Here is a 19798-nt window from a genome sequence, read left to right as displayed (position 1 = left end):
GAACTTGTTGCTCATTTATGAAATATTCGGGTTAGTAAGTATGACGGCATTAGCAGCCTGGAGATAATGACGCATCCAGCGTTTATCGATACGACGCTTATGAGTCTCTCCTCCTACTCTCTTGCTCGCGCTAAAGAGCTGGAAGCTCTTTGCGACCCGGGTTTGATCCAGTGGTTAGAGTCTGAGGGATTCCAACTGACTAACTTTGGCAACTTATAACCATCAGAAAGCTCTGAGTCCAAGCCCCCATTCGGTGGGCTCTATTCCTCAACCAAGAAGGTCATAGAACGTAGAGGTATCTTGTGACCCTACCTGATTAAAGAAGCGCTCAGGTGCTTCGGCATACCACTGATCATAGATGTGTGGAGATTTGCCATCTTCATTAGAAGCACCTTCACTTTGGGCCGCAGATGTAGCAGCACCCCACCAGAAGCCTTCAGGAAACTCGTACCGAACTTCAGAGTTAATAATATTTACAGCCTTACTAAAACGCTGCCTGACATTAAATCAGGCAGCAATCGAGTTAAAGAAAGTGAATTCAGATTCAGGCTGTGGCTGGCTCAGAAGACTCTATCGCATTGACTTCTTCCTGTTTCTGATCAGCCTCCAGCGTCTTGGCGTACATTTTCAGGAACGGCATGTAAGCCAGGGTAGAAAATGCCAGCAGGAACAGGCTCAGAATCAGGGCAGTTAGAGAGAAATTAGTAGCCAACAGTGCACTCACAGGTGCCGGGGTAGTCCATGGTACCAGGGTTACAACTCGACCGACCAGATTATGATATGCCGCAAAGTAGGCAATGACTGTGCTGACCAGAGGAACAACCAGGAACGGGATGCCCAGAATGGGGTTCATTACAATCGGTGTACCAAACATGACAGGCTCGTTGATCTGGAAGATGCCTGGCGCAATACTGATACGGCCAATGGATTTCAGGTGGGCATTTTTGGACAGAGACATGGCAATGGCCAGACCCAGAGTACTACCAATGCCGCCAATCATGACAAACATATCAAGGAAAGATCCAGCATAAATGGTTGGAGCGGCTACACCTGCAACGAATGCAGCATTGTTTGCCTGGAAATTTGCCAGAGCCACAGGAGCGGCAATACCGCCCAGAATATTGGTACCGTGCATACCAAAGAACCACAGGATGTGGAAGCCAAACACCAGCATCAGCAAGCCTGGCAGTGTATCGATTGCGGAGACCATTGGCGCAAACAACTTTGTCACCAGCTCAGGAATCAGCATACCGCCTTCACCCAGAGATGCTACGAAGAGGTTCATTGGCTGCAGGATCAGCATTAGAGCTATGACAGGTGTCAGAGCTTCAAAAGAGCGGGCAATTGCAGGAGGTACTTGCTCTGGCAGCCTGATGGTCATGCCTTTGCTGGTCATGAATCGATACACTTCCACGGCAAAGATACTGAATACAATCGCAGTAAACATACCATTCGTATCCAGAAAGCGTGCCTGCACCATTGGAGGCCAGCCATCTACTGGCGCCGCTACGATAAAGAAGGCAAACATCGCCAGAAAACCACCTGGTGTTGTCGGCAGCTTATAGAGCTTGGCCAGATTGGAGCCAATGCCGAAACTGATAAAGATGGAGGCCATGCCCAGGGAAGCATAAAAAGGTTGAAGCCACTTAGCCTTGTGAGTAGCCATCAAGTTGGCATACCACTCAACATAAATCACACTCTCCGGATCCGTCACCGGAATGTTCAGTAACAGCAACAACAGGGAGCCTACAATCAGGAACGGCATGGCATTGATCATACCGTCCCGAACAGCTGCAAGATATTTAATATTACCCAGTTTGTCGGCCATTGGTAGCAGGTGTTTTTCCATTCCTGCCATTAATTTTTCAAAGCCTCTAGATTTTGACATCTAGCACATCTCCTTGGTTATTTTGGATAGACTGAAGCTCAGCCCACAATAATCCGGTACCGATAAGTACCCGGTTTAATTAAAAATTCTTCTTTAGTGTTGGGCGTCCAGCTATCATCCCCTACAACCCCCATATCAAAACCAAAGAAATCCTTGTAGAGACCAGAATTAAATTGGGTGCGGTTCATTTGCTACGACGAAGCCTCCCTATTCACCATCAACTCACCGTAATTTCGTTTCTTAGAGCACGAATGGTGATATGACCAGTATTCATCCCAGTCTCCACTGGAGTTTATTGAGCGAAGCTTCAGAATGGCTTCCGCGCCTTGCAGGCTCCATCGTGCGCCTGTTATATCAAGACGGTCATTTATCAAATGTCGGCAAGCGCCTTCAATCACTCCGCTGGCAATAGGAAAGCCTGAGCGTAGCGCCTTATCGTAGCAAAGCCGGTCTCTGTTTTTTTGCAGATAGCTAGCACATTTATCAATAGCTTCCCGATTCTTCAATTTTCGTTTCGTGGCACTTTGCTTTATGCCCCTGGCTACCCGACCCGACTGCCCATGAAGAATTTTCAGTGCTTGCTGCTCAACCCATTTCTCAATAGATTTATCACCTTTATCATGCAGACAATGAGCGGCTTTCCACAGATATTCCAGCACATGAATGAAGTCCATTATGATGCTGGTTTTGACCTGTTTTCTGCGGGCAACTCTTTCAATCATTTTCAGTTGATGCGGATGCCCATCGACCACGACAACCCATTGTCGTTTTCGTTCCGGGTCACGCTTGAGAGCCTCATCAAAGGCTTCTTCGATGACTGTTTCTCCGTCCCTCTCAACACTGGCCCAAACCCTCTTGTTGCGTATTGGAGGTCGAAATTTGACGACATTGTCCGCTTTCTTTTCAGAGTTCATGATGGACTCTGGTGAGCGTGGGTTTGCCCGCACAGTGTAAACAGTCGCCACCATAGCCATACGCTTCCGGTCTTTCTTTTCTCCCGGACTTAAACGTGTCTGACATTTTTTCTTGCTTTTCTCTGCATTCTTGCGGGTCGCTTCCCTTAACCCATCTGGCAACATGACCAGACCTTTCCCGTCAAAGCTCAGAACCAATAGGTCATCTGTTTGCTCATCTTCTATGGTTCGTTGTTCATAGAATTCGACAAAATCCTGAGCTGTGCCTTCAACCAGCTTTATTGTCTGGTACTTGCCAACTATGCCGGGGCAATTTTCACGATGCCGTTTGACGACATTGTCATAAGAACGATCAATAGCATCCGTGACCACACGCTTGCGTACACCATCAGAATATTGGTCGTTATTAAGGTTGAGCCCGGCATCCAGTGGGAATTCGTTGGAGACATTGCGCTGGCTATAAGCAAACCGTTTGACCGTTACCTTGCCAAACACCGTGGTGAGAACCCGGCTGGTATTTTGACGAATATGGTTACGAGGTATGCCGTCAGCGGGAGTGACAGACACTGCTCTTTCTTCATCTTCAGCCTGTTTATCGAGATAGCCCTGAAACATTAGCCGAAGCAGCTCGTCCCCATTGGTTCGAATGTACTCTTCAGTTGTGCCATGTTCCTGCAGGCAGGCAGATTCGAGGTGGCGGATCATGCTATTAAAGTGATCCTGTGCAGGAGAAAAAAATTGAAAGTCGAGAGTATTGGCGTAAGATGCGTTCACAAAGGGCTGCTTTTCCGGTGTTATTTGTTTGGCGACGTTATATCACCACGAAACAGCCCTTTTTTCTTTGCTCTCAGTCGCCAAAGTGGTTGGTTTTGCTGGGGTAGAGCGTCGTAGCAAATGAACCGCACCCAATTAAATTCGACCCTGGCGATCATAGAACTGTCGTGGATGTTCTCTACGTATTTATTTTTCTCTAAATCTTTACGATCACGAACACGAGTAAAGTTAAAATGCTGTAGTTCGAATCTTTATATTGGTTTTTTTGTAAGCGCTTACATTTTGAGCAAAACGACGTATCTGATGGACGCCTTAAGTATTATGTAAACAAGAGTCGATTTTCATTGCTTCATGTCAATATTTGTTCTTAGAAGCTGTTCAGGTCATGAATCAAAACTGTTGATAGTGCTCTCTGGAGAGTGCTCTCTGGAGAGTGCTCTCTGGAGATAAATTCGCCGATGACCTTATCATGAATTTTTACTGATCGAGAGAAACAGGTTGTTTTTCTCATTAGCCTTTTCAGTCGGGTTCTCAAGGCCAGTTAGTGTCTGTTTTAACTCCTCAGTTAAGAAGGAGTGCCTGGTTAGAGCGTTCAAAGAATAGACAATATTTCACATGGCTACTCAGTTTCCACACGACAGACTGGAATTTTTGTAATTCGGAGCCTGATATAAATCAATAACATCTCAATTTATATGTAAACGCTTACATTAACCCGTTACATTTACGTAACTTTGAACATAGAATACCACCCGCTGACATAAAAAACGTTTCCAGCCCTCAAACGGTATTGGGAGCTGGATAAAGCACAATCAACCATTCATTACCTTTCTATTAGAACCTGGAAAGAATGGGGTTTAGGGGGAAAGTCAATATGTTCAAGAAGTCACTGATTGCCAGCGCAATCACAGTAGTAGTGGCCATGTCATCCGGTGCTGCAGTGGCGGAGACTGGAAGCGGTTTTGTTGATGGCGCATCCATGGATATGGGCATCATGTACTATGGACGACAGCGTAATGCCAAGGGTGACCGGTACACCAATGCGGACGGAAAGATTGGCATAAATGATAACCGGGACATCAAGGTTAGCACCCTGGGTCTGAACGCTAACCTGAAGTCAGGCTGGTACAAGGACTGGTTTGGCATGGATGTCTCCGCTTTCTCCAACATCGACCTGATGGGTGGACATGGCTACGGTCAGTCAGAGACATTGTATTACGACGTAGACAAGGGCAAGGAACGTAGCTCCAGCCGTCTGGGTCGTGCCAGATTCCGTATGAAGTTTGGTGATGAAAAGATGGGAGCCTTTTTCAAGGCCGGTATTACCGATATTCATGCGGGAACTATCGGTACATCCAGTGGTGCTAACGGTCATGCCTATCGTGGTGCAGAAGCTAAAGGCCACTTTGAGAACTTCTCCCTGACCTACGGTTATGCCGATCGTTTCATGAATGACTGGAACGATGAACTGCTGGAGATGACCAACTCCTGGCACCAGAACAACACTGAGAATAAGGCAGGTCATGGAGAAGTAGTAAAATACATCCACAGCCTTGGTGGTCGCTACGAAGGTGAAAATGGCTGGATGGAACTGGCCGCCGGTGAAGGCAAGGGCTACCGGAAGAATGCGCACTTTGCTGGTTCCTATGGCTTTGGCCTTTCAGACGACACTCGTCTGACACTTACCACTTATTATCAGACTGCCAAGTATCAGGATGACAAGGCTGGCAAAGGCATGATTGTTGATACCAGGGGCAAGGCCGAGCAGGAATACACCTGGAGTTCCAGTGCTGTGCTGACTCATGGCGGCTGGAGCTTTGTCGGTGGTTACGGCCAGACCCATGCGCCTGACAGTGGTGAATATCAGCTGCGACTGACGGCCTGGGGTAACTCTGACCATCGCAACTTCATTCAAACGGCTTCTACTCTGGATGACTTCCTGTGGGATGGTCAGAAAGTGGCTCGTGCCGGTATGAGCTATAACTTCGACAAGCAGGGTATTCCGGGTCTGACTCTGGGTGTCAATGCCTTCTACGCCTGGGATGCTTACAATAACCGTGGCACCAGCACAGAAAACCGTGATGGCAAGATGAAAGCCCTGGACTTCCAGATTATGTACAGCTTCCAGTCTGAGCCGCTGAAAGGTCTCTGGGTTGGTGTGTTCCCATCCTTCCTGCGCGTGTCTGACACGGCGCGATCTGAGGATACGGTTAATAAGGATGCGAAGCGAAATATCGACAAGAGTAGCCGGAATGACCTGAAGGTGATCGCTACCTACACTCTCAAAGTTTTCTAATCTGAAGACCTTCTGGCATTCTCTCCCACGTGATTTCGGCGGGGAGGGTGCCAGCCCTCAAATCAAACCCTGCCGTAAATGCCCGAGAAGTCTTTTTAATGCCAGTCCGGCTACGCCTCTGGCAAAGATTCTTGTACCCGATACATATACAGGCTAACAGCCTGCTGGAGTATAGTTCTTTACCCTGTTGAGAACTTTATTTCAGGCAACCTATGGAACCCTCAATCCAATCCCCGGATAACACCCAACGACGGTGTTCGAAGCTTTTGCTGGATATAGCTGTACTACTAATGTCGTCTGGTGCTCATACTGAACGGGTTAATCGGAATATTCAGCGTATTTCTGAATCTCTGGGCTATCATGCCGATCTGCTTTTCTCTCTGTCTGGTATCACTCTGACAATTTCTGCCAATCAAAAACCGGGGTTGCATTACACTGCTTTTCGGCAGATCAAATCTTATGGGGTACACATGGGAGTTGTTTCAGCGATCAGTCGGTTAAGCTGGGCAACCTATGAAGGGCGAATGGATCTGGGCGCTGTTCAGAACGAAGTTGAACGGATAAAAAAACTCCCTCATTACCCTAAAGCGGTTCTTGTTATCATGGTTATGCTGGCTGGTATGGCATTCTGTCGTGTTGCTGGGGGTGAAACTTATCCGGTCATTCTGGCTGGTCTGGCAACGGGCTCAGGCTTTCTAACCCGCCATTCATTATTATCGCGAGGTTATAATGTTGCCCTGAGCATTGCCTGTGCGTCTTTTATCGCCAGTGGGGTGTCAGGTATAGGCATTATCTGTAGCCTGGGCCAGTTTCCCGAGATAGCCGTTGCGACCTCCGTCCTGTTTCTGATACCCGGTGTTCCTATGATTAACAGCGTTATTGACTTGATGCATGGGCATACGGTCATCGGTCATGCGCGGGGTGTACAGGGTGCGGTGATTTCCTTTGCTATCGCCATCGGCATTATTTTAAGTTCGGCAACTCTGGGGGTTTTGTCATGACTGGATGGATTTTGTTGGAACGCTGTTTGTGGGCGGCGATTGCTGCTTTGGGTTTTGCGACATTGTTTACTGTCCCTTTGCGGGCATTCTGGGTGGTGGCGTCATTAGCAATGATTGGTTACGCCCTGCGCAGCGCAGGAATGTTTTTTGGGCTCAACCTTGTTGTTGCCACGCTTATCGCATCGTGCAGCATTGGTATTCTGGCTATACAGGCTGCTCACTGGGTACATACTCCGACCACAGTCTTTATGGCTCCTGCCGTTATTCCTATGGTGCCGGGTGTTTTTGCCTATCGCACCATGATGGGGCTGTTGGAGATCAGCAGTACCCAGTCTGCCTCGGTAGAATTGCTGTCAACCACTGCCCATAATGGTTTGACCGCTGGTTTTACTCTGCTGTCTTTGGCGATTGGGGTGTCTTTGCCGTCATTAATGTTCAGGAACAAAAGCGTTAAGGAAATCCGATTTTTCAAATCATTAAAAATCTGATAAATCCGTGTATGAAAAAGCCCGCAACAGCGGGCTTTTTTTTATCAGTTGATACGCATTACATCACCGGGTAGGTGTAAGTGGCACCAATACCCAGGGGCAGGCCCAGAGCCCAGAACAGCAGCAGGAAGGCAGTCCAGCCAATCATGAACATGATGGAGTAAGGCATCATCATGGAGGCTATGGTTCCGATACCCGCATTCTTAACATAACGCTGGGCGAATACAATGATGACCGGATAGTAGGCCATCATCGGGGTAATGATGTTGGAGGAGGAATCACCGATACGGTAAGCCGCCTGTGAGAGCTCCGGAGAGATGCCCACTGCCATCAGCATGGGTACAAAGATTGGACCAATGATCGCCCACTTTGCAGATGCCGAACCCACAAACAGGTTAACGACAGCCGTCAACAGAATAATACCGATGATGGTTATCTGGCCTGGCAGGTTCATTGCCTGCAACAGGTCTGCGCCAGACAGTGCCAGCAGGGTACCCAGGTTAGAGTCTCCGAATGCCTTCAGGAACTGGGCGCAGAAGAAGGCCAGAACGATGTAGCTGCTCATGGTCTTCATGGAATCACTCATGCCGTTCATAACGTCACGGTGATTCTTGAAGGTGCCCGTCATACGACCGTAAATAACACCCGGAATCAGGAAGAAGAGGAAAATCAATGGCACGATAGAACGCATCAGTGGCGATGTGAACGCAGTCAGGCTGCCATCTTCGGTGCGCATTGGAGACGCTTCCGGTAAGCACAGGGCGATCAGGGCAGCACCCATACCCAGCAGAACCAGAGAACTGATGTTGAACGCACGGTTCTCCTCTGCGGTGTAGCTGCTCATGTTGGTGGTTTCAGCTTCGGTTTCGCTGACTTCAACAGACTGCAAATGAGGCTCAACAATACGTTCAGTGACGAACCAGCCCATCAGTGTTACCAGGAAGGTAGAGCAGAAGGTGAAGTAGAAATTTGCCAGAGGGTTCACCTGGTAATCCGGGTCAAGCAGCTGTGCTGAAGACTGGGTGAAGCTCTGCAGCAAAGGGTCCAGCGCAGAAGGCAGCAGACCTGCGGAGAAACCACCGGATACACCGGCAAATGCCGCAGCCAGACCAGCCAGAGGGTGGCGACCAGCAGCCTTGAAGATGATTGCACCAATTGGAATCACCAGTACATAACCGGCATCCGTAGCGATGGAGCTAACCGCACCGATGAAAACAACGGCGGGAGCCAGCAGTTTGTCCGGAGTGATACGAATCATTTTTTTCAGGGCAATGTTGATATAGCCGGAAGACTCCGCAATACCCACACCCATGACGGATGCCAGAACCATACCCAGTGGCGCAAAACCGGTAAAGGTCTTCACCATGGAAGCAAATAGCCCGGTAAGATATTCCGCATCCATCAGGTTGGCGATTTGCAGAGCTTCGCCGGTACGCGGGTTGATGTAACTGAAGCTGACCATGGAAAACAGTGCAGACAGCACCAGAACCAGGCCCAGACAGTAAACAAACAGCATACCCGGATCAGGAAGGCGGTTACCTGTACGCTCTATACCGTTAAGAAAGCGATCCATCAATGTCGGGCTGGCGCTCATATTGCCTGAGTCGCTCGCCGCGCTACTCGTATTATGCATTTATAATTACCTTGAGTTGTATCCATCTAATCGTCAGTCCCCTTTTATTTTTATTTTGTAAAACTTTAACAAAGACTTTGTATTGTAAGTTATTGATATAGATCAATTCTTTGTTGATTTTCTGTCTTTTGCAAAGGATCGGTAAATAACTCTGGGTAATATGGGCGTTTTTGGTTATTCGGTCTTTCTTTGTGGTAGGTATGAATAACTATTTGTTAGCAGTCGTTTAAAATAAAACAGTATTCGCCCAGTTGAATCAATATTCATTCCGGGCGATAGGTTAGCCAATTTCTAAATGTTGAATGGTGTGTTGAGTTTTTTTCTGACCATTACTTTTTTCAGTCTGGCAAAACGTGGAAGGCCATTAAGATAAGCCGGATACTCTTCTCCCTCTATCAGGGGTTCGAGATATTCACGACAGCTTCTGGTTATTCCAAAGCCATCTTCAGTGATGAAGTCTGCGGGCATTTTACGTTCGAAGTTTGCAACTTTTTCGAGAGAGGCTTCTCCCACTGACCAGCGATAGGGGGCATTGGATTCTCGAATAATGGCAGACATCACGGCGTTTCTTCCGGTTACCGCCAGTTCAACAGCGGCTTTACCAACGGCGTAAGCCTGTTCAACATCGACACGGGAAGCAATATGTCTGGCTGAGCGTTGCAGGTAATCAGCCACGGCGTAATGGTATTTGTAACCCAGCTCCTGCTTGATGGTGTTACATAGCGCAGGAGCCACACCGCCCAGCTGATGGTGACCAAACGAATCAACGACGGTGGTTGATGCTGACACAAAGCTGCCATCTTCATAACGGGCACCTTCTGAAGCAACAATAACGCAATAGCCTTCTTTTTCGGTGGTCTCCTTCACCTTACGCAGAAAGCGTTCTTTATTCAGAGGGATTTCCGGAAAGACAATGATATGTGGAGGGTCACTGTCCTGTCGGGCAGCCAGTCCGGCTGCTGCTGCCAGCCAGCCCGCATGCCGTCCCATGACTTCCATGATAAATACTTTGGTGGATGTATCACACATGGATGCAATATCATGGCTGGCCTCCTTGGTGGAGACAGCAAGGTATTTTGCGGCAGAGCCAAAGCCAGGGCAGTTGTCTGTTACCGTCAGGTCGTTGTCGATGGTTTTGGGGACGCCAATACACGTCAATGGATAACCCATCTTTTCACTCAGCCGGGAAACCTTCAGTGCGGTATCCATGGAGTCGTTGCCGCCATTGTAGAAGAAATAACCGATATCATGCGCCCTGAACACTTCGATCAGACGGCGATATTCTTCTTCACTTTCTTCAATGGGTTTCAGCTTGTAGCGACAGGAACCAAAAGCCCCGCCCGGCGTTCGCAGCAGCGCGCCAATGGTTTCGTCGGACTCAAGGCTGGTGTCGATCAGCTCTTCCCGAAGCGCGCCTAGAATGCCGTTATATCCGGCATAGACTTTTCCGATTTTGTCCTGATAGCGGCGAGCTGTTTCGATAACGGCGCAGGCGCTGGCATTAATAACGGCGGTCACACCACCTGACTGGGCATAGAACGCGTGTTTGACTGACATCCTTAATGACTCTCTTAACGAGTTATGTTTCTTAACGAGTTATGTTTCTTTTTGTTCTGTGAAAATCATACTGAATGTCAGGGCAATGCGGTATCCCCCTGATCAAGTAATATTTTCTGTCCGCTTTCCGCTGTCGTTGCCCTTGTGAGAACTGTGAACACTTCGGTATTTTCATAGTAAACTAGTCGGGTTTTCTATTTTTATCATTGCCTGGAGTCGCTGGATGCACATACATATTCTTGGAATCTGTGGCACTTTTATGGGCAGTCTGGCTCTGCTGGCAAAAGAGATGGGATTAACCGTCAGTGGTGCAGACCAGAATGTCTATCCTCCCATGAGTACACAGCTGGAAGCCCAGGGTATTGATCTTATTCAAGGGTATGACCCGGAGGTTCTGGACCAGCTCTGCCCCGATCTGGTCGTGATTGGTAATGCCATGACCAGGGGGAATCCTGTTGTTGAATATGTTCTCGACAAAGGCATTCCCTATACTTCCGGCCCTCAGTTTTTTGCTGAACAGGTATTGCGTGATAAATGGGTCATGGCGGTGGCCGGTACTCATGGAAAAACGACAACCAGCAGCATGCTGGCCTGGGTGCTTGAATATGCAGGAATGTCTCCGGGGTTTCTGATAGGCGGTGTTCCGGAAAATTTTGGTATTTCTGCCCGGTCAGGTGACACACCATTTTTTGTGGTTGAGGCTGATGAATACGACACGGCGTTTTTTGATAAGCGCTCTAAGTTTGTTCACTATCATCCCCGAACTTTGATAATGAATAACCTTGAATACGACCATGCTGATATCTTTCCAGATTTGTCGTCTATTCAGAAACAGTTTCATCACCTGGTTCGCACGATTCCTGCATCTGGCCGGATAATAATGCCGGGTGGAGACGCTGCGCTGGAAGACGTCATTGGCATGGGCTGTTGGTCGGAAATGGAGAAAGTCAGTTTAAGCGACAACAGTTGTGAGTGGTCAGCCAATATTCTCGAAGATGATGGCAGTCATTTTGAAGTCCTCAGGAATGGACTGATTGTTGGTCAGGTTCGCTGGGAACATCAGGGGCGACATAATGTCAGCAATGCCCTGGTTACCATTGCCGCTGCCCGGCATGTTGGCGTTTTACCTGCCCTGTGTTGTGAGGCGTTGTCGCTTTTTTGTGGCGTTAAACGTCGTATGGAACTGGTGGGAGAAGTGAATGGTGTGCGCATCTACGACGATTTCGCTCATCACCCAACCGCCATAGCCAGCACCCTTGAAGGCCTGCGGGCAAAGGTTGGGTCGCAAACCATCAAGGCGATTATTGAGCCTCGCTCCAATACCATGAAAATGGGACATCACAAAGAAGTGCTGGCTCAGTCAACCGCCGCAGCTTCGGAAGTGCTGTGGTTTGCGCCTGAAGGGATTGACTGGCTGGAGGATTCGATTGCCAGGAGCAGCCCGGTAAACGCAAGGGTGATGAATTCAACCACTGAAATCATTGATTATCTGCTGGCATCGGCACAGCCCGATGAACACTGGGTCATTATGAGTAATGGTGGTTTTGAGAAAATACACACCCGCCTGCTTGAAGCGCTGAAAAGCCGTAGATAAAAAACTAACTATCAGGATGCCAATGTGTCTGAATGGAAGGCTGACAAGCAAAATAGTACACAACGGGTAACGCTGGCGATTACCGGAGCGTCCGGTGTCCAGTATGGTTTTCGATTGCTGCAGTGCCTTGTCGCCTCAGGAGTGCAGGTGTTTTGCCTGGTTTCCAGGGCGGCGAGGGTTGTGTCAGTGGTTGAGGCTGACCTGATATTGCCAGAAGAAGACTCCGGGCTGGAAGCGTTTCTAACCGATTATGCCCGGGCTGAACCTGGTCAGGTTAAAGTATTTGGCGATAAGCAGTGGATGTCTCCGGTGGCCTCAGGCAGTGGCGCACCCAGTCAAATGGTCGTGTGTCCCTGCAGTGCCGGGTCTTTATCGGCCATTGCCACGGGAGCCAGTAATAATCTGATTGAACGTGCCGCAGATGTGGTATTGAAAGAACGCCGGAAGCTTATTCTGGTGCCCCGGGAAGCCCCCTACTCTGAAATTCACCTGGAACATATGTTAAAGCTGACCCGAATGGGAGCGGTTGTGATTCCGGCTTCTCCCGGTTTTTACAATAAACCTGAATCGGTTGAGGACATGGTGGATTTTGTTGTTGCAAGAATTTTGAACCAGCTGGGCTGCGAGCAGGAGTTGATGCCCAGCTGGGGGGATCACTATTTATAGCCCTGGCTATAACATGAGCAATAACCTGATCCGTTCGCTTTTCACGAAGGATGGCTCATCAGGGTTCATGCTGTGGGTGAGCAGATACCCGCTTTTGCAGGTTGTGTAACCAAAGTGCCAGGGCATCAAGAAATATTGCTGTTCGGGTTTCGTCTCCCGCAGCTCCTCCGGTGACTTCAGTGATAAAGGTCTCAGGCAGCTCCTGTCTTACCACTTCGTGCTGATAAAGGGCATGTGGCTGGTCAGAAACCACCAGGGTTTTGCCGCCAGCCGGTTTGCCATTGGGCGCTTTGTATTCCAGAAGCCACCTTTTCAGGGTGTCGCGGGTATTGGCTCGTTGCCAGTAGGTGTCCTGCCAATACCTTGGTGTATCTATATAGATAACCGGTAGCCTGCGCATGTCGTCTGGCATTTCGGTTACTTCAAAAACCAGCCGGGCGCCTTCCGTTTCCGTTAGTGGGCGAACGTTTTTGTGCGCTTTCTCAGATGCATTTTTGCCAACCATCCTGTCTATCAGTGTATCGACCTGGTCAATCCCGGCGGTTAACGGGCGCTGTGCGACCAGAAATACGATCTGGTTGAAGCGAACGCCTTCACGCCATAGCTTGACCAGCTGATTCAGGCGAATCTCCATTCCTGGTACCGTTGCGCCCAGCACCAGAGCATATTCGAAATGCTGGCTGGAAGGTTTTAATTCATCAACCAGCCCGATTTTTGTCAAATGCGCCATCACTGTTTGCTGTTTCTGAAAATCCAGTTCTATATCCGGCATTTCCCAGCGTTCCTGATCCGGCTTTCTTCGCCAGCGTTGGGAAGCATTTATGATTGAGTCCAGATCCATAGAGTGTGGTACATCCAGTTCGTCCAGCAGTGAAGACAATGAGTTGATCAGTTCATCACTGTGTATCGGCGAGATAGGCTGGAGAGGGGCTGCATTGGTCATTTCTGAATTCATTACCGTCATCCATAACAGAACAAAAAACCATAAGCGAATGAGTCGCAGGCGGTATCCAGGGAGATAAGACAAGGTCATAGTAGCTGCCTTATGATGTCTTTATTTCGGCAACAGCATAGACCGGTTTAGTGCTGCCGGCAGGTCTAAACCGGTTGTTCAGTGAGGCTGGAAAGGACTGGACTGCTGATTCTGGCTGGAGTACTTCATAAAACTCTGGTCAAGCTCAGGTGTTTCCCAGTTTTCCGGAAAATGCTTGGCAAGCGCTTCCATCATGACGGAATACTCATCAGCGGGCTTGTTCAGCAGGTAGGTCAGGAAAGTATAGAGCTTGTTAGACATCTGCTGGTTAAAGCTGTTGAGCTGTTCCTGTGAAAGTTTTCCCTGTTTCAGGCTTTCATCAAGTTCAGACTCCCGGGTGCAGTTGGCGGCAATAATAAGGGCGAGTTTTTTGACGGTCTGGTCATTCATGGCAGTTCCTTAGCCTCCCGAAGGAAATGTGTTGGATTTATATCTTTAAAATTAGCAGTTGGTGGCACCCTTTTCTTGGTCAGGCTGACAGTTGCCCTGTAGTGGTGGCTGAAAGGCATTCAAAAGAGGCTTGCCAGCCTCTTTTGTCTTATCTTGTCAGGGTAGTTTTCACATATGCGCGGCATAACCGACCATAACGCCAGCTCCCAACGCCATCCCCAGAGGCCCAAGAGGCGCACCGATAATCATGCCGGCAATCGCTGCCACTTTGATCTTTGTTCCTTTGGTGGTGCGGAGTAAATTCAGGTTTTTAAACGGTTTGATCAGAAAGTCCTTCAATGATTTTGTTTTCGATCCAAGGTTTTTCCATGCATTTCTGGCAGAACGCTTTAAATGCAATTCTGGCATTTTTATCGACTTTACCGATCGCGAAAAAGACTGCCACCAAGACGTTGACGGTTTAGCGCTCTCACTGTCTGCGCCATTACGTTTACGTTCCAGTTCGTAAGGGTCTGCAAATGGGTTATATATTCCATCGTCTGGCTTAATTGGATTCATAGCTTTATCTCCTTGCTGCCTTATCCCTGGCGTTCCATTGATGTGGAAGCCCTTCGAGTCAAGATAATGCATGGCAGGAGACAAGTGATCACTGACAGGAATGTCAGAATGACTGACAAAACAGTAAATTTATAGGCAGGCTTATTTAACTTATTGATTTTTTTGGCAATTTAATTGCGAATACCACAGGCTGATACTGTCGACTTCTTCTTCCGTTAGCATTTTGGCAATGTTGACCATGGGAATATGGTTACTTCGACGACCTTCCCGATAGTCCCGCAGCTGTTTGGCAAGGTAAACCTGCTTCTGGCAGGCAAGATTTGGATTAAAGTCGGCAGTTCCTATGCCTTCCGGGCCATGGCAGCCTGCACAGAGTACCAGGGCTTTGTTTCGGGCTGCCTGCATTTGTGGAGACAGGCTTATTTCTGGTGATTCAGAGACAGGCTCTGAGCAGCCGGAGAGCAGTAAAATCGAACAAAAGAGCAGAACAGTCATTGGCAACCGGATAAGAGTGGGCTTCCCCTCGCCATCCCCGCGAAGGCGGGGATCCACTGTTCGTGATAGATTCCCGCCTTCGCGGGAATGACGGGATGCAGGTAAGTTTTTTATTGCTGACCCCCCTTAGTCGATTGCAGTGCCATCGCTGTTCAGGCGCAACCACTGATGTGAGTACCAGTAGTAACGTCTGCCATCCATAGAGGGCGCGGTGCAATTATAACGGCTTCTGCCAACCGACAGGCTGTTGGGTGTAACAGTTGTGAAGCGGGTTTTCTCATCATCCAGCCATGTTATGGGAATTTCCCCGGCGTTGGAGGCGTAACACTTCAGCTGATTTTTCTGAAAATCACCGGCTGCCAGCTCCAGGGTCAGCGATGGCTTCAGGTTGTCGTCTTTAACCATGGCTGAATCAGGCAGCTGTCTTTTTACAGGCAGTGGCAGGCTGTTGACCTTGGTTCTGAACCCCCGCATTTCTGCATAGTCCGCTGCCATTGGGTAACGGGGCAGCAGAGTAAAGTCGGAAAGCGGCTCAACAACACCAGACTGCTGACCGAAACCAACATAGCCCATACTGGCAAGCAGCTGCCTCAGTTCAGGATTGGCTTCACCAAAAGGCCAGGCAAATAGTTTGACGCTTTGTCCTGTTTTTTCTTTGATACGGGCTTCGGTTTTCAGTATTTCGTCACGGTTACGGTTTACCCACTGCTGACGGGTTTCATCGGGGTGCTTAACGACCATGTGAGAGTGGGTGACGGAGTGGTTGGCGATAGTGGCACCATGCTTTCCCATTTCCCGGAGTTGATCCCAGCTCAGAAATTGATGGTAGCCCTTGTCGACAGGCTCAATCGCTACAAAAACCGTGAATGGATAGCCTTTTTCTTTAAGCAGTGGAAAAGCGTTTTCATAGATACTCACATAGGCATCGTCAAAAGTAATGACAACCGTTTTATCCGGCAATGGCCTTCCGTCACGAATAGAGTCAACAGCGTCAACAATGCTTTTTACTGTAAAGCCATTGTCGTCAAGATAATCCAGATGTTGCTTCAGGCGGTCTGGTGTCACGCTGGTGGATCTTGGGGTATTTTCACTGACGTGGTGGTACTGTAAAAAAACGGCACTGTCAGCACTATCAACCATATCTGCATTACTGACCACATCTGCATTACTGACCATAGCGGAAAGCAGTAACAGAGAACACAATGCGGTTTTAAACGACAGGAAACAGGAAAGTAGCTGTTTCATCGAACGTCCTTTATTGGTGAGTTATCTTGTTGGTCAAACGACAGTACATAGGTTTTTAATAACCCACAATAGGAAAGTAGAACAGAAAAGCCAGCAAGGTATCAGTAAAAAAGGCACTCCGGATGAGTGCCTGTCTTTAGAGCTGGTCTGTGTCGTTTTATCTTTGGCGAATAAGCCCTTCCTGCATGGTCGAAGCCACCAGTCGTCCCTGTTGATCGAATATCTGCCCCCTCACCAGTCCTCTGGCACCGCTGGCTGTGGGACTGTCGATGGAGTAGAGCAGCCATTCATCCATACGGAATGGCCGGTGGAACCACATGGCGTGGTCAAGGCTGGCCACCTGCAGATTGGGTTGCAGGAAGCGTACTCCATGGGGGAATAGTGCAGTAGGCAGAAATTGCATGTCCGAGGCAAAGGCCAGCAGGTATTTATGAACCCCCGAAACATCAGGAAGTTTCCCAGCGGCTTTAAACCAGACTTTTGTCAGTGGCGGGCATTTTTCCGGAACATAAGGGTTGGAGGGTTCTTCGTGACGAATATCTATGGGGGATTCTGCCTGAAACACCTCCTGTACTGACGGCGGCAGGAAATCCTTCATCTTGTTTTTCAGGGCCTGGTCAGAAATCAGGCCTTCAGGATCCTGACAGGGTGGCATATCATCCTGATGTTCAAATCCCTCTTCCTGTATGTGGAAAGAAGCGGAAAGGTTGAAAATAGGCCTGCCTTTCTGAATAGCAACAACACGGCGGGTGGTAAAGCTCTTGCCGTCGCGTATACAGTCAACGTTGTAAACAATGGGAAGATTCACGTCGCCTTCGCGCAGGAAGTAGCTGTGGAAGGAATGGACATGCCTTTCCCTGGGAACCGTTTGTCGGGCTGCCGACAATGCCTGCCCGATAACCTGACCACCATACACTCTGCCAAGACCATAGTCCTGGCTCTGCCCACGGAAAATATTTTTTTCAATGGCTTCCAGTTTGAGCAACTCTAACAGCTCGTCCAGAACTTTACTCATGCTCAATGGCCTCCTTCATCAATTGGTGAATCATGGCTGGCACGAACCTTTTCGTACCAGAGGGATGGGTTAATCAACTGTCCGGTGTCGTTAAGTTCGGGATAAGACAAACGACGTTCGTCGCAATACCTTGCCAGTTCAGGATAACCCCATTGAAACAGAGTTCTCTGATAAATGTCATCAGGCAGTTTAGGGTTGTCGTACATGCCTTTAATCAGTCGCTGTCGTTGTGCCTCGACCAGAATGACCGCTGCTGCCACCGAGACATTATAGGAAGCGACCATTCCCTGCATCGGGATAATAATATGCTGATCTGCCAGGGCGGCAGCCTCACTGGAAATGCCACGTTTTTCTGCCCCCAGCATCAGGGCGCAGGGCTGGGTGAAGTCAATCTCGTGATAAGGGATTGCCTGTTCGGAAAAATGGGCAGCAACAATAGTGAAGCCCTGCTGTTTCAGATGAGCCGCTGTGTCCTCAACCCGGTCATAGTGGTGTACGTTGACGTATTTGTGACTGCCCATGGAACGTCGGCGAATGCCCCGGTAACCTTCTTTGGGCTGAGTCAGATGCAGGTCAGCTATACCCACCGCATCGCAGGTTCTGATAATGGCAGAGAGATTGTGGTTCTTGTGAACCTGGTCTGTCATCACCGTTAAATCCGGTTGACGACGATCCAGTACTGCACGAAATTTGTGGTAACGCTCCGGTGTCATGGGTTTGATCATTGCCTGTGTAAAGTTCAGCGATTTTAGCTTTGGCAAAAGCAGGCGGCAAACGGTATGCTGCTGGACACGACGAATAAGATTCGGATTACTATGGAGCTGAGTTATTTTGACAGCATTTATGCCTGGCTGGAGGTACACCATCTCTGGCTGGGGCCGGTGATTGGCGTTGCGGCTTTTCTGGAAACGCTGGTCGCAGTCGGGCTGCTATTGCCCGGTGTTGCTATTCTCTTTGCGCTGGGGGCTCTGGCAGGCAATGGGTTGCTGGATATAGTGTCTGTGTACCTGTGGGCTTTTCTGGGGGCTGCCCTGGGTGATGCGGTCAGCTACCAGCTTGGGTATCACTACCACAACCGGGTGCGAGGCTGGTGGCCATTTTATAAACACACCGACTGGCTCGATAAGGGCGAGCGGTTTATCCGCCGTTTTGGCGTAATGAGTATTGCGTTCGGGCGATTTGTCGGCCCTGTTCGCCCTGTGGTTCCGGTCGTTGCCGGTATGTTGAATATGCCGCCCCGGCAGTTTTATATCGCTAATCTTATGTCGTCTGTTCCCTGGGCAGTGGTGTATATGACGCCGGGCTTTCTGGCTGGAGCAGCCGTAGAGCTGGATGAAATCAAACAGATTCCGCAATGGGGCTGGTGGTTAATGGGCGCAGCCTGTCTGTTGATTGTGATGATAATCTGGATAGTAAAAACCTTGCGGGAAAAACGCTGAGTCAGTGACCGGAATAAACATATTTTTCCCGTTTGACCTGTCTGGAACCAAACCCCATATCCAGTAATACTCTGGCGGCATCATTAATCATATTAGGGTTACCGCACAGGTACACAAGATCTGAGTCTGTGTCGAGGTTCAGGTGTTCAAAGCGCTGCTGAACATAGCCTTTGAACTCATTGATGCTACTATCGACCTCAGTTTCGCGGCTCATACAGACCTGATAACTGAAGTTTGCGTGTTGCTCTGCAACCTGCCTGAACTCCTGTTCATAGATCAGGTCGGTACGGTGCCTTACTCCCATAATGACCGTGACCGGTATGCCAGTCTCTGCCATTGAGGCCAGAGTTGGCAGCATTGCCCGGTATGGAGTCAGCCCGGTTCCTGTGCCTGTTAGTACGATTTGTCCGGAATGTTCAGCGGGGGCTGTAAGAATGCCAAATGGACCTGCCACCTGCAGTTGTAACCCCAAATCGGTCTGACTGAACAACTCTGACGCCATTCCCCCCTCGACAAGGCTGATAGCGATTTCAAGATGTCCCTCTTTGCGAAAGGAGTCCGGTGAGTTGGCAATGCTGTAGCTGCGCTTTTGTGTCGAGCCATTCTGGTCAATCATAAATTGCACAAACTGTCCGGCGATAAAATCAAACTCGCCTTCAACCTGAAAATCCAGCTGAATGGTGTTGTCGCTCAGGGTATGGCGGTTGATCAGGGTCACCGGGTAGAGAGGACGGGGCATAGGTTCTGTACCTTTTTTTTATTCGCTCAAGGCTGTATTAGCTCAAGGCTGTATTCGCTCAAGGCTGTATTCG

The 19798-nt window shown here is 49.0% G+C and carries 20 protein-coding genes and 1 pseudogene; 6 read left to right on the top strand and 15 right to left on the bottom strand.

Annotation, left to right across the window (positions count from 1 at the left end; all coding sequences use genetic code 11):
* Positions 1-267: 267 nt before the first annotated feature.
* The 5 genes and pseudogenes from NX722_RS28935 to NX722_RS17910 form a co-directional block, all read right to left on the bottom strand.
* Positions 268-468 carry a family 1 glycosylhydrolase gene (locus NX722_RS28935; RefSeq protein WP_407648073.1) on the bottom strand — a complete coding sequence of 67 codons (201 nt, stop codon included), beginning with the start codon at positions 466-468 and terminating at the stop codon, positions 268-270.
* A gap of 76 nt (positions 469-544) precedes the next feature.
* Entirely contained in the window at positions 545-1888 is a 1344-nt protein-coding gene (locus NX722_RS17925) for a PTS sugar transporter subunit IIC (RefSeq protein ID WP_262564221.1), read from the bottom strand.
* 38 nt (positions 1889-1926) lie between these two features.
* Positions 1927-2076 (bottom strand): hypothetical protein, encoded by a 150-nt coding sequence (locus NX722_RS17920; RefSeq protein ID WP_262564220.1) that lies wholly within the window; start codon positions 2074-2076, stop codon positions 1927-1929.
* A gap of 3 nt (positions 2077-2079) precedes the next feature.
* Positions 2080-3576: an ISKra4 family transposase gene (locus NX722_RS17915; RefSeq protein WP_262563767.1), complete on the bottom strand. Its 1497-nt coding sequence runs from the start codon at positions 3574-3576 to the stop codon at positions 2080-2082.
* A gap of 367 nt (positions 3577-3943) precedes the next feature.
* A pseudogene (locus NX722_RS17910) lies at positions 3944-4117 on the bottom strand (IS1 family transposase); the annotation flags it as partial.
* Between the two features lie 333 nt (positions 4118-4450).
* Between NX722_RS17910 and NX722_RS17905 the strand changes: the two are divergent.
* The 3 genes from NX722_RS17905 (at position 4451) to NX722_RS17895 (ending at position 7361) form a co-directional block, all read left to right on the top strand.
* A complete protein-coding gene (locus NX722_RS17905) occupies positions 4451-5872 on the top strand; it encodes an OprD family porin (RefSeq protein ID WP_262564218.1) in 1422 nt (473 codons plus the stop codon).
* Between the two features lie 212 nt (positions 5873-6084).
* Positions 6085-6873 (top strand): threonine/serine exporter family protein, encoded by a 789-nt coding sequence (locus tag NX722_RS17900; RefSeq protein WP_262564217.1) that lies wholly within the window; start codon positions 6085-6087, stop codon positions 6871-6873.
* Positions 6870-7361: a threonine/serine exporter family protein gene (locus tag NX722_RS17895; protein WP_262564216.1), complete on the top strand. Its 492-nt coding sequence runs from the start codon at positions 6870-6872 to the stop codon at positions 7359-7361. The genes NX722_RS17900 and NX722_RS17895 overlap by 4 nt, the downstream gene beginning before the upstream one ends.
* Before the next feature lie 58 nt (positions 7362-7419).
* Here NX722_RS17895 and NX722_RS17890 read toward each other — a convergent pair whose 3' ends face one another.
* Entirely contained in the window at positions 7420-8994 is a 1575-nt protein-coding gene (locus NX722_RS17890; protein ID WP_262564215.1) for an AbgT family transporter, read from the bottom strand.
* A gap of 291 nt (positions 8995-9285) precedes the next feature.
* Complete coding sequence (locus NX722_RS17885; protein ID WP_262564214.1) at positions 9286-10551, bottom strand: 6-phosphofructokinase; 1266 nt, start codon at positions 10549-10551, stop codon at positions 9286-9288.
* Between the two features lie 223 nt (positions 10552-10774).
* Between NX722_RS17885 and mpl the strand changes: the two genes are divergently transcribed.
* Positions 10775-12145, top strand: coding sequence for a UDP-N-acetylmuramate:L-alanyl-gamma-D-glutamyl-meso-diaminopimelate ligase (gene mpl, locus NX722_RS17880; protein ID WP_262564213.1), 1371 nt, complete (start codon positions 10775-10777; stop codon positions 12143-12145).
* 24 nt (positions 12146-12169) lie between these two features.
* Positions 12170-12811 (top strand): flavin prenyltransferase UbiX, encoded by a 642-nt coding sequence (locus NX722_RS17875; RefSeq protein WP_262564212.1) that lies wholly within the window; start codon positions 12170-12172, stop codon positions 12809-12811.
* Positions 12812-12869: 58 nt separating this feature from the next.
* Here the strand turns inward: NX722_RS17875 and NX722_RS17870 are convergent, their stop codons facing one another.
* From NX722_RS17870 to trmH, 7 genes are all read right to left on the bottom strand, one after another.
* The gene (locus tag NX722_RS17870) at positions 12870-13844 is read right to left on the bottom strand and encodes a hypothetical protein (RefSeq protein ID WP_265442367.1); all 975 of its coding nucleotides are present in this window, start codon (positions 13842-13844) and stop codon (positions 12870-12872) included.
* Positions 13845-13922: 78 nt separating this feature from the next.
* On the bottom strand, positions 13923-14234 hold the full coding sequence (locus tag NX722_RS17865; protein ID WP_262564210.1) for a hypothetical protein: 312 nt from the start codon (positions 14232-14234) through the stop codon (positions 13923-13925).
* 168 nt (positions 14235-14402) lie between these two features.
* Positions 14403-14792, bottom strand: coding sequence for a hypothetical protein (locus tag NX722_RS17860; RefSeq protein WP_262564209.1), 390 nt, complete (start codon positions 14790-14792; stop codon positions 14403-14405).
* 150 nt (positions 14793-14942) lie between these two features.
* On the bottom strand, positions 14943-15287 hold the full coding sequence (locus NX722_RS17855; RefSeq protein WP_262564208.1) for a c-type cytochrome: 345 nt from the start codon (positions 15285-15287) through the stop codon (positions 14943-14945).
* Between the two features lie 126 nt (positions 15288-15413).
* On the bottom strand, positions 15414-16532 hold the full coding sequence (locus NX722_RS17850; protein ID WP_262564207.1) for a polysaccharide deacetylase family protein: 1119 nt from the start codon (positions 16530-16532) through the stop codon (positions 15414-15416).
* Between the two features lie 157 nt (positions 16533-16689).
* Positions 16690-17547: an acyl-CoA thioesterase II gene (gene tesB, locus NX722_RS17845; RefSeq protein ID WP_262564206.1), complete on the bottom strand. Its 858-nt coding sequence runs from the start codon at positions 17545-17547 to the stop codon at positions 16690-16692.
* Between the two features lie 2 nt (positions 17548-17549).
* Positions 17550-18272: a tRNA (guanosine(18)-2'-O)-methyltransferase TrmH gene (trmH, locus tag NX722_RS17840; RefSeq protein ID WP_262564205.1), complete on the bottom strand. Its 723-nt coding sequence runs from the start codon at positions 18270-18272 to the stop codon at positions 17550-17552.
* A gap of 54 nt (positions 18273-18326) precedes the next feature.
* Between trmH and NX722_RS17835 the strand changes: the two genes are divergently transcribed.
* Positions 18327-18986 carry a DedA family protein gene (locus NX722_RS17835; RefSeq protein ID WP_262564204.1) on the top strand — a complete coding sequence of 220 codons (660 nt, stop codon included), beginning with the start codon at positions 18327-18329 and terminating at the stop codon, positions 18984-18986.
* Between the two features lies 1 nt (position 18987).
* Here the strand turns inward: NX722_RS17835 and NX722_RS17830 are convergent, their stop codons facing one another.
* Positions 18988-19725 carry a ferredoxin--NADP reductase gene (locus tag NX722_RS17830; protein ID WP_262564203.1) on the bottom strand — a complete coding sequence of 246 codons (738 nt, stop codon included), beginning with the start codon at positions 19723-19725 and terminating at the stop codon, positions 18988-18990.
* Between the last annotated feature and the right edge of the window lie 73 nt (positions 19726-19798).

This window comes from Endozoicomonas gorgoniicola (assembly GCF_025562715.2).
Lineage (GTDB): Bacteria > Pseudomonadota > Gammaproteobacteria > Pseudomonadales > Endozoicomonadaceae > Endozoicomonas_A > Endozoicomonas_A gorgoniicola.
This window is presented reverse-complemented; position numbering and strand designations above follow the sequence as displayed.

Excerpts from the sequence above, each read along its gene's own strand:
- NX722_RS17925 (WP_262564221.1), bottom strand. The coding sequence starts at position 1,888 with ATGTCAAAATCTAGAGGCTTTGAAAAATTAATGGCAGGAATGGAAAAA.
- NX722_RS17920 (WP_262564220.1), bottom strand. The coding sequence starts at position 2,076 with ATGAACCGCACCCAATTTAATTCTGGTCTCTACAAGGATTTCTTTGGT.
- NX722_RS17905 (WP_262564218.1), top strand. The coding sequence starts at position 4,451 with ATGTTCAAGAAGTCACTGATTGCCAGCGCAATCACAGTAGTAGTGGCC.
- NX722_RS17900 (WP_262564217.1), top strand. The coding sequence starts at position 6,085 with ATGGAACCCTCAATCCAATCCCCGGATAACACCCAACGACGGTGTTCG.
- NX722_RS17895 (WP_262564216.1), top strand. The coding sequence starts at position 6,870 with ATGACTGGATGGATTTTGTTGGAACGCTGTTTGTGGGCGGCGATTGCT.
- NX722_RS17890 (WP_262564215.1), bottom strand. The coding sequence starts at position 8,994 with ATGCATAATACGAGTAGCGCGGCGAGCGACTCAGGCAATATGAGCGCC.
- NX722_RS17885 (WP_262564214.1), bottom strand. The coding sequence starts at position 10,551 with ATGTCAGTCAAACACGCGTTCTATGCCCAGTCAGGTGGTGTGACCGCC.
- mpl (WP_262564213.1), top strand. The coding sequence starts at position 10,775 with ATGCACATACATATTCTTGGAATCTGTGGCACTTTTATGGGCAGTCTG.
- NX722_RS17870 (WP_265442367.1), bottom strand. The coding sequence starts at position 13,844 with ATGACCTTGTCTTATCTCCCTGGATACCGCCTGCGACTCATTCGCTTA.
- NX722_RS17865 (WP_262564210.1), bottom strand. The coding sequence starts at position 14,234 with ATGAATGACCAGACCGTCAAAAAACTCGCCCTTATTATTGCCGCCAAC.
- NX722_RS17860 (WP_262564209.1), bottom strand. The coding sequence starts at position 14,792 with ATGAATCCAATTAAGCCAGACGATGGAATATATAACCCATTTGCAGAC.
- NX722_RS17855 (WP_262564208.1), bottom strand. The coding sequence starts at position 15,287 with ATGACTGTTCTGCTCTTTTGTTCGATTTTACTGCTCTCCGGCTGCTCA.
- NX722_RS17850 (WP_262564207.1), bottom strand. The coding sequence starts at position 16,532 with ATGAAACAGCTACTTTCCTGTTTCCTGTCGTTTAAAACCGCATTGTGT.
- tesB (WP_262564206.1), bottom strand. The coding sequence starts at position 17,547 with ATGAGTAAAGTTCTGGACGAGCTGTTAGAGTTGCTCAAACTGGAAGCC.
- trmH (WP_262564205.1), bottom strand. The coding sequence starts at position 18,272 with ATGATCAAACCCATGACACCGGAGCGTTACCACAAATTTCGTGCAGTA.
- NX722_RS17835 (WP_262564204.1), top strand. The coding sequence starts at position 18,327 with ATGCTGCTGGACACGACGAATAAGATTCGGATTACTATGGAGCTGAGT.
- NX722_RS17830 (WP_262564203.1), bottom strand. The coding sequence starts at position 19,725 with ATGCCCCGTCCTCTCTACCCGGTGACCCTGATCAACCGCCATACCCTG.